Here is a 9072-nt window from a genome sequence, read left to right on the forward strand (position 1 = left end):
ACTGGCGTCTTATGTAGTGATATCAAAGACAGTAAAATTACCTGCAACAGCACTTAAGGGGCAAACATTCTTAACGGATATCGAGTAAACCAGAAAGCACCGTACTCACATCAATCGATAACCAGGATTCCTGTATGTCATCCAGCATTATTCAGTTTCGAATAACATCCATCCAGGTTCGATGCTCATAACCTACTGTTAATAAAGCAAGTGCGGAATAAAAAAGACATGGGAAAGAATAAGGCATAAAACGCTAAACGGTATTGTTGATACAGATAGAAGGAATTTGTCGATTATTTAGTGAGTAAGTGCCTTTTATAACCTTCACCAACTTGATAAGCAAAGGTATAACTAGGGCATAAGAGGCCATCACCAGGGCATCAAACCTGACGGTGAAAGTTAACGCGCAAATCTAAACGTAAGCATTTGCGCATCAATTTTTAGTTAACCGTCTTAATCGATAAACCTATTGTACCGAATCACTCATCGAATGATTCAGTACAATCATTGTTATGTTATTCCGGTGAACTTTAGTGCATCAAATAGTCGTCCTTGTACGACTTATAAACGCTAACATCGGGGATTTTAAATACCACTCTATAAGCCAAATACACCGGGTAAAAACTCACTAATTTGTGGGAACGCAGTGACACAAATTAACGCAATGACCATGGCCACATATAGAGGTAATATAGGTTTAATAATCTCTGCGATGCTAATTTTGCCGATACTACAACCAACAAACAATACACTACCAACAGGTGGCGTGCATAACCCAATAGACAGATTTAAAATCATCATAATGCCAAAGTGCAATGGTGAAATACCCAGAGATTCCGCTACCGGTAAGAATATTGGCGTAAAGATCAATACCGCAGGCGTCATGTCCATAAACGTTCCAATAACTAACAACACCAAATTGATAATTAACAGGATGTATAAAGGGTTATTAGATAAAGCCAGCATAAATTCAGAAATCGCCTGAGGGATAGACTGATAAGACAATAGCCAGGACATTGCTGATGATGCTGCGATTAATAACATAACGATCGAGGTCGTTCGTACCGCCTGTAAAAACAACGGATAAAGATCTTTTGCAGACAACTGACGATATACGTAAAACGCCAAAATAAATGAGTAAATTACCGCAACGGCGCCGGCTTCCGTCGGCGTAAAGAAACCGCCAATAATGCCACCAATAACTAATACCACCAAAGCCAGGCTCGGTAAGGCGCCAACAAAGGCCGTGATAAATGGCTTAATATCCACAGCACGAGCAGGTATTTGATTGGTACGTTTCAAGTGTATGGCTGCCGCAGTCATCAATAAAAAAGTCACTAATAAACCGGGTAAATAGCCACCGATAAACAACGCAGCGATTGAAACACCACCACTGGCTAGGGAATAAATAATTAAAATATTACTGGGCGGGATCAACATTCCTACGGTTGAAGCGGTTACCGTGACAGCGGAGCTGAACGATCGGGTATAACCTGATTTTTCCATTTCAGGGATCATAAAACCACCAACGGCAGAAGTGGACGCGACAGCTGAACCTGAAATCGAACCAAATAGTGTACAGGCGATCACATTCACATACGCCAAACCGCCGGGTAACTTACCGACTAAAGACATGGCAAAGTCGATAAGGCGACTGGCGATACCGCCGCTCCCCATCAGGTAGCCCGACAGGATAAAAAATGGTACCGCTAGCAACGCAAAACTATCGACGCCTGCTGCCAGGCGCTGGGCAACAGTTGTAGCCGCAGGCAAGACGTCTATGGTCAAGATCATAGATGCAAATGTCGCGACAATAATAGCGATGGCGATAGATTGATTTGCCAATAACAGCAGACAAAATAGCGTAAAAAGAATCAGTTCAGTCATGATTATGCCCCCTGGCCATGATTATCAACAGGATCTGAACCACCAGGTGGGTGAGATACATTCATTAAACGGATCAGGTTATCGATGGCGAACATCAGAAAAACAAGGCCAGCGATAGGAATAACCAGATAAACATAGGCCATGTTTAGTCCGAGTACGGACGAATACTGCTCTAGGGTATACACGACATAGACCACATTTCCTCCGCCGATAAGCAACACAAAAACGGCAAACAGAATCGTTACTATCGCGTTAAACGCGGAAACTTTTCCATGATGCTTTTTGGGTAATTTTTGCACTAACAAGTCAAAACCTAAATGATCTTTGAAGCGATAAGCGACGGCAGCGCCTAATAAACTTATCCAAATCAATAAAAAACGAGCAACCTCTTCTGTAAATGAGCTCGGTTGAGGAAATAGAAAACGTGTCAGAACTTGCCAGGACACATCGATTATCAACAGCACCAGCAATGTAACTACGACTCGACTTAAAAGTTGCTCTAGCTTTAACATCGTATTAGAAAACCACATATTAATTTTTCTCCTCAGCTTTAATGTCAGCAATTAGCTGAAGAATGTCCTTATCATCGATTTTCTCATATACGCTTTTGACACTGTCTCGAAAAGGCGTTTTGTCAGGATAAACCACTTCAACACCATAATCTTTGACTTTCGCCAATGCATCATTGGTCGATTTTTGCCATAGCTCTATTTGATATTCGGTTGCTTGCTGCATTGCGACTTCAACCCATTGTTTTTGTTGTGCTGAAAGCTGTTGCCATAAGTGCGTTCCGATAATGATGACATCAGGGATAGAGGTGTGCTCATCAAGAACGTAGTATTTGCTGACCTCATAATGTTTTGAAAAATAGAAACTCGGTGGGTTGTTCTCCGCGCCGTCTACGACACCTTGTTGTAATGCAGTGTAGAGTTCCCCCCAAGAAACCGGGGTTGCGGAACCGCCCATGGTATTTACCATGTTCACAGCACTTTGACTGTTCATGACACGAATTTTAAGGCCTGCTAAATCGGCCGGCGTTTGTATGGATTTTTCAGTGGCATAAAAACTACGACTTCCAGCATCAAAATATCCAAGCCCCTTGATACGAAATCGTTCCCCCTCTGAAAGTAAAGACTCACCGATAGGCCCATTCAACACCCGCCAAAAGTGTTGCTGGTCCTGAAACAAATACGGCAATCCAAACACTTTCATATTCGGCACGAATGCCTCTAGCGAGCTGGCAGATACTTTCGTCATACCAATGGTACCAAATTGAATCAACTCGATGATTTCCCGCTCAGAGCCTAATTGACCGGCAGGAAATACGGTCACCTTTATCGTTCCTTCAGATAAGGCTTCTAGTCGTTGTTGAAAATGCACCAAGGCCAGATGTACGGGGTGATTGACATCAAGCCCATGTGCAAGCCTGATAGTTTTGTGTTCAACATTGCTGTCAGAACAACTGTATAAAAATGGCAAAAACGCCACGAATACCAAGATCCGACTTAAGCGTTTGCATTTCTGTATAAGCATAACAGCCTCTTATTTTAGTTTTTTAATGGCCAATCATCTTTATCACATATCGCTAATATAACGGGAATTATGTTACTTTTAATTGGTCTTGCCACTTGACCATAGTATTATGCGCGTCAGTAAAATTTCAACTATTTTATTGAGTTCATCATATTGTTAACATAATTTCTCTGTTAACATGAGTTTTTAATGGCTTATCCCACATAAATAACGGCAAAAAGGAAAACATTGTGGAACTTGAAACGATAAAAACTGAAAGGTTATACGTTAAGGTGGCCGAACAGATTTCAAAGTTGGTAAAAGAAGGTAATATAAAAACCGGTGACAAGTTACCATCTGAACGTGTTCTTGCCGAAAGAATTGGCGTAAGCCGACCCACAATTCGAGAAGCAATGATAGCCCTGGAAATCGCAGGCATCATTGAAATCAGAACTGGCTCTGGTATTTACGTTATTGACCAAAAACCTGAGTTGTTTTTATCAGATGAAGGCGTTGGCCCTTTTGAGATTCTGGATACGCGCTATATCGTCGAAGCAGAAGCTTGCGCACTGGCTGCAGCAAGAATTACCGATGAACAATTGCAGGAATTACGCGACACCATAAAGGAAATGGAAGAAGAGGAAAAGCGCCCAGACGCCAGTGAACAAGCCGATATGAAATTTCACCTGCTGATCGCTGAAGCTAGCCAAAACTCAGCGCTTAGTGCTATCGTAAAATGGTTATGGGAATTGAGAAATCAGTCTGCTTTGAGTAAATCCTTTATGGCTAGATTGCGGGAAGAAGGCATTCACCCATCGATAAACCAGCATAAACGCATAGTGTCAGCCTTAGAAATACGAAACCCTGAAAAGGCACGCATTGCGATGAAGTCACACATTGAAAGTGCCTCCGAAGCAGCCTCGACCTATTTCGCTAGCAATAAATAACTCTACAGGCCACTTGTTTCGAAAGTGGCCTTTCCGCTTTTAGAAAAACATTGGACGGCAATCCTAAACACATAATTTATCATCAACGCCTCGGGACTGAGTTTTCTTGTAAAGATTCGTCAAACCCACCATCAATTTAAAACTCATCCTATAATAAAGAACCATTTTCACCTTCGATTTAACGTGAGTATTGGACGAATAATAATTAAATGACTAACTCTCAGGCCATAAAAACTCAGAGCTTTGGTTTCACAATCTTTGCTATTAGCACCACCAGATATCAGGCCTTATCCGGTTTGTTATTGCAACTTAATATTTGCCAAACGACTAATCTCTATGGTTAAATGGGCAAGTGGCCTTACCAATATTGGTATCGGTTAATGTATACTTGGATATATCGATAAGCCATTTTATTAAATTTTTAGTGGATGATTAATTATGAAAGAAACGTGGCGCTGGTTTGGGCCTAGTGACTCAATTTCGCTCGAGATGATTGTACAAGCTGGTGCTACCGGCATTGTCACTGCCATGCATGAAATTCCAACGGGTGAGTTATGGCCATTAGATGCCATAAAAAAACGTAAAGCACAGATCCAAAAAGCAGGTCTAGAATGGAGTGTGGTTGAAAGTGTCCCGGTTCATAACAACATCAAAACTCGTACAGGAAACTATCAGAAACATATTGAAAATTACAAACAAACGTTGATTAATTTGGGTAAGGCCGGAATTGATACCGTATGTTATAACTTTATGCCCGTTGTTGACTGGACTCGCACGAACTTAAATTACAAACTGGAAAATGCCAGTTATGCGTTGCGATTTGAAATGACAGATTTCGTCGCCTATGACGTATTTGTATTGAAAAGAAAAGATGCTGAACGTAGCTATGCCACCGAGTTGGTTACCAAAGCTAAACAGCGCCTTGATACCATGAGTGCAGAACAAATTCAGCAATTAGAAGATAATATTATTGCCGGTTTGCCCGGTGGCGAAGGCTCGTACAGCAGAGCCTCGATTTTAATCGCTATCGAAGAATTTATTCGCTTGGGAACTGAAGGACTCCGTGAAAATCTATTCACTTTCTTAAAAGACATCATACCTGCGGCTGAATCAGCCGGTATAAAAATGTGTATCCACCCAGACGATCCGCCATTTTCTTTATTTGGCCTTCCCCGAGTTGTTTCAACTCAGGAAGATGCTCAACAGTTGCTGGATGCTGTTCCAAGCCCCGCGAATGGCTTAACATTATGTGCCGGTTCCTATGGAGCGCGTGGCGATAATGATCTGGTATGTATGGCGAACACTTTTGCGGAACGTATTTATTTTGTGCACCTAAGAAACGTGATTCGTGAACAAGATGGTTCATTCTATGAATCAGAACACCTAAATGGTGATAACGACATGGTTGGGTTAATTCAGGCACTGCTTAGTGCGGAGAAAACGACAGGTGTTCAGATACCAATGCGTCCAGATCATGGACATTTAATGGCCGATGAAATCGGTGCAAAAGACGTTAAACCAGGTTACTCCTATCAGGGTAGAATGAAAGGTTTAGCAGAGCTACGCGGCGTGATTCATACGTTAGAACACATTAGATAAGGTGGCATTTAATGTCGAGTTACTTACATCCTGATCGGTTATTTTCCAGCGACAGCAGTCAACGGGCAATTGCCAGAACCATTTATCAGGCTATCAAAGATTTACCGATTGTAAGTCCACACGGGCATACCGATCCTTCTTGGTTTGCTAACAATCAAAACTTTAGTAATGCTGCAGAATTGCTGATAGTACCTGATCATTATGTATTCAGGATGTTGTATAGTCAGGGGATCGGCTTATCAACATTAGGAGTCGGTCAAGGAACGCTAAACCTCGAGCAATCGCATCAAGTCTGGAAAGTGTTCGCCGATAATTATTATCTGTTTCGTGGCACGCCAAGCCGCATGTGGTTAGATTATGTTTTTGCCGAAGTCTTCAACATTTCTCAGCCTTTATCTGGTGCCACTGCGGATACCTATTTTGATACGATCAATCAACAATTAGCTACGGACGCGTTTAAGCCCAGAGCACTATTTGAACGCTTTAATATCGAAACGCTAGCGACCACAGAGCAACCACTCGACAAGCTGAAACATCATAAAACAATTCAGCAAAGTGATTGGCAAGGGCGAGTGATAACTACGTTCCGACCAGATAATCTCACCGATCCCGAACACCCAAAATTTAGAGACAGTTTCAAAGCGCTAGCCAGTGCCGTCGATATGGAAATTTCTCATTTCCAGGACTATCTCAAGGCGATAAAAAAACGCCGAGAGTATTTCGTTGAACATGGTGCTACCGCAACCGATCACAGTCATCCAACGGCATTCACCGCCGACCTGTCAAGTTCGCAGAAAGAATCTCTGTTTCAAAAAATTCGATCTTTTGCATTTTCACCTGAAGACGCAGAGCTATTCCGTGGTCAGATGATGACCGAAATGGCAGCAATGAGTATCGAAGATGGCTTAACGATGCAATTACACCACGGTTGCTTTCGTAACCATAATGCACCGGTATATCACGAATTTGGCGCAGATAAAGGTGCCGATTTACCGGTTGCGATTGAATTTGTAAAAGCACTTCAGCCTTTATTAAGCAAATACGGTAATCATCCTGAGCTAAACATTATTTTATTTACCTTGGATGAAACAACATATTCCCGGGAAATAGCCCCGTTGGCAGGTCACTACCCCGCGGTAAAAGCAGGGCCCTCCTGGTGGTTCCATGACAGCCCTGAAGGGATGATACGTTTTAAGGAGCAAATCATTGAAACCGCGGGGTTTTACAACACCGTTGGATTTAATGATGATACCAGAGCATTTTTATCGATTCCTGCCAGGCACGATGTTGCTAGAAGAATTGACAGTAGATGTTTAGCTCGGCTTGTCGCGGAACATCGTATGAGCGAAGAAGAAGCGGTTGATGTCGCGACGGATCTTACCTATCACCTTGTTAATAAGGCTTATAAGTTTAAACCATGACTCTTCAGCTAAATCAAAATTCGCTATCCAAGATAACTGCGGACGTATCCCGCCCAAGCTATGATTTTAGAGCACGTAAGGCCGGTATTGTCCACATAGGAATCGGTGCTTTCCATAAAGCCCATCAAGCGACATTTACCGATGATATGATGGCTAAAAGTCCTGGGGATTATAAGATCATTGCGGTAAGTTTACGCAGTGCTAAAAATCGTGATTTATTAAAGCAACAGGATTACTTGTATACCGCGATTGAGCGCTCCAATGCGATAGAGAGTGCACGTATTATCGGTGCTTTGCAAACGGTGCTAGTGGCACCAGAAGATCCTCAGGCCGTTATTGATGCATTGAGTGACCCGAATATCAAAGTGGTAACGACAACGATAACCGAGAAAGGGTATTGTTTGTTACCGGGCAACACTGGCCTAAATCTGCAACACCCGGATATTCACCATGATTTGGCTAACCTGGACTCACCAAAAACCATGATAGGCTTTGTGGTTAAAGCATGCGTCAACCGCCACCAACAAGGCTTACCGGGGTTTGCCTTCATTAGCTGTGACAACTTGCCGAATAACAGTCAGTTGGCAAAAAAAGCCCTAATAGACTTTGCTAAGTTAGTCAGTAATGATCTCGCTGAGTGGATAGACACAAACTTATCGTTTTGCAACAGCATGGTCGATAGAATCGTCCCTGCCGTGCAGGTCCAGGATATCGAGCAACATAGCAAAACCTATCAATACGTTGATAATGCACTCGTTAGCAGTGAGCCGTTCAGGCAGTGGGTAATCGAAGACAAATTTAAAACCGAAAGGCCTCCTTGGGAATTGGCAGGAGTATTGTTTGTTGACGACGTTGAACAATACGAAAATCTGAAATTGCGCTATCTAAATGGTAGTCACTCTGCTCTTGCCTATCTGGGGAAACTCTACGGCCATAAGTATATTCACGAGGCCGTTGCTAATGAAAGACTACGCAGCTTCGTAACGTCATTGATGGCTGAAATGAAATTGTCGTTGCAAGATAAAATGACCTTTGATTTTGATGACTATGGCGCAACCATTATTGATAGATTCTCGAATAAACAAATTCAATATGAAACTCAACAAGTTGCGACCGATGGCTCGCAGAAGCTTCCGCAGCGGATATTTGCGCCACTGGAAGAGTTATTAGCTAAAGATCACTTGTCGGAACCGTTGTGCTTCGTAATCGCGGCCTGGCTGTGCTATTTAAAAGGCAAAAGTGAAGATGGAAGCTCATATGAGGTTTCAGACCCTCTTGCCGAACCATTGACCTCGATAATGTCTGACCCGACCATAAGTACGAGTGCGAAACTGGCAAAAATGTTAGAAATTAAAGGACTCTTTCCACTGGCGATTAAACAGCGTTCATTTATTCAAATTAATATATGCGAAAAAATGTGCTCGATTAATGCTAATGGTGTTATCGCAGCATTGCCCGTCTCTTCTTAAGTTTTCATCGTCTCGTCAATATATTGGAAGTCCGGGCTGTTAAAAACGGTCCGGATTTTCTATACCATTCTAAATTCTCCCCTGTATCCAGTCTCCGCTAAAGGCTAATTTACTCTGTTGATTGAAAACAAACGTCAGATTGGTACATCCACTTCCGTGGATAAACCAAATCTACTAATTTCACTGTGTCGTTTGGGTTTAATACCTGCCATTGATATCACTACATACGATGCCAAA

The 9072-nt window shown here is 42.4% G+C and carries 7 protein-coding genes; 4 read left to right on the forward strand and 3 right to left on the reverse strand.

The features are described 5' to 3' along the window. Positions 1 to 597 precede the first annotated feature (597 nt). From ACHUFQ_RS16630 to ACHUFQ_RS16640, 3 genes are read right to left on the reverse strand one after another with little or no spacing between them, the layout of a single operon-like run. Entirely contained in the window at positions 598 to 1887 is a 1290-nt protein-coding gene (locus tag ACHUFQ_RS16630; RefSeq protein ID WP_394176971.1) for a TRAP transporter large permease, read from the reverse strand. A gap of 2 nt (positions 1888 to 1889) precedes the next feature. Further along, entirely contained in the window at positions 1890 to 2417 is a 528-nt protein-coding gene (locus ACHUFQ_RS16635; protein WP_394176972.1) for a TRAP transporter small permease, read from the reverse strand. A 1-nt stretch (position 2418) separates the two neighbouring features. Beyond that, positions 2419 to 3420, reverse strand: a complete 1002-nt coding sequence (locus tag ACHUFQ_RS16640) for a TRAP transporter substrate-binding protein (protein ID WP_394176973.1) — start codon at positions 3418 to 3420, stop codon at positions 2419 to 2421. Between the two features lie 230 nt (positions 3421 to 3650). Here ACHUFQ_RS16640 and ACHUFQ_RS16645 point away from each other — a divergent pair, with 230 nt between their 5' ends. The 4 genes from ACHUFQ_RS16645 (at position 3651) to ACHUFQ_RS16660 (ending at position 8835) form a co-directional block, all read left to right on the forward strand. Further along, positions 3651 to 4346, forward strand: coding sequence for a FadR/GntR family transcriptional regulator (locus ACHUFQ_RS16645; RefSeq protein ID WP_394176974.1), 696 nt, complete (start codon positions 3651 to 3653; stop codon positions 4344 to 4346). Between the two features lie 438 nt (positions 4347 to 4784). Then, positions 4785 to 5945 (forward strand): mannonate dehydratase, encoded by a 1161-nt coding sequence (gene uxuA, locus ACHUFQ_RS16650; RefSeq protein WP_394176975.1) that lies wholly within the window; start codon positions 4785 to 4787, stop codon positions 5943 to 5945. 11 nt (positions 5946 to 5956) lie between these two features. After that, positions 5957 to 7366 (forward strand): glucuronate isomerase, encoded by a 1410-nt coding sequence (gene uxaC / locus ACHUFQ_RS16655; protein WP_394176976.1) that lies wholly within the window; start codon positions 5957 to 5959, stop codon positions 7364 to 7366. Then, complete coding sequence (locus ACHUFQ_RS16660; protein ID WP_394176977.1) at positions 7363 to 8835, forward strand: mannitol dehydrogenase family protein; 1473 nt, start codon at positions 7363 to 7365, stop codon at positions 8833 to 8835. Before uxaC ends, ACHUFQ_RS16660 begins: the two co-directional genes overlap by 4 nt. Positions 8836 to 9072 lie beyond the last annotated feature (237 nt).

The organism is Thalassotalea litorea (genome assembly GCF_043642205.1).
Classification (GTDB): Bacteria; Pseudomonadota; Gammaproteobacteria; order Enterobacterales; family Alteromonadaceae; genus Thalassotalea_A; species Thalassotalea_A litorea.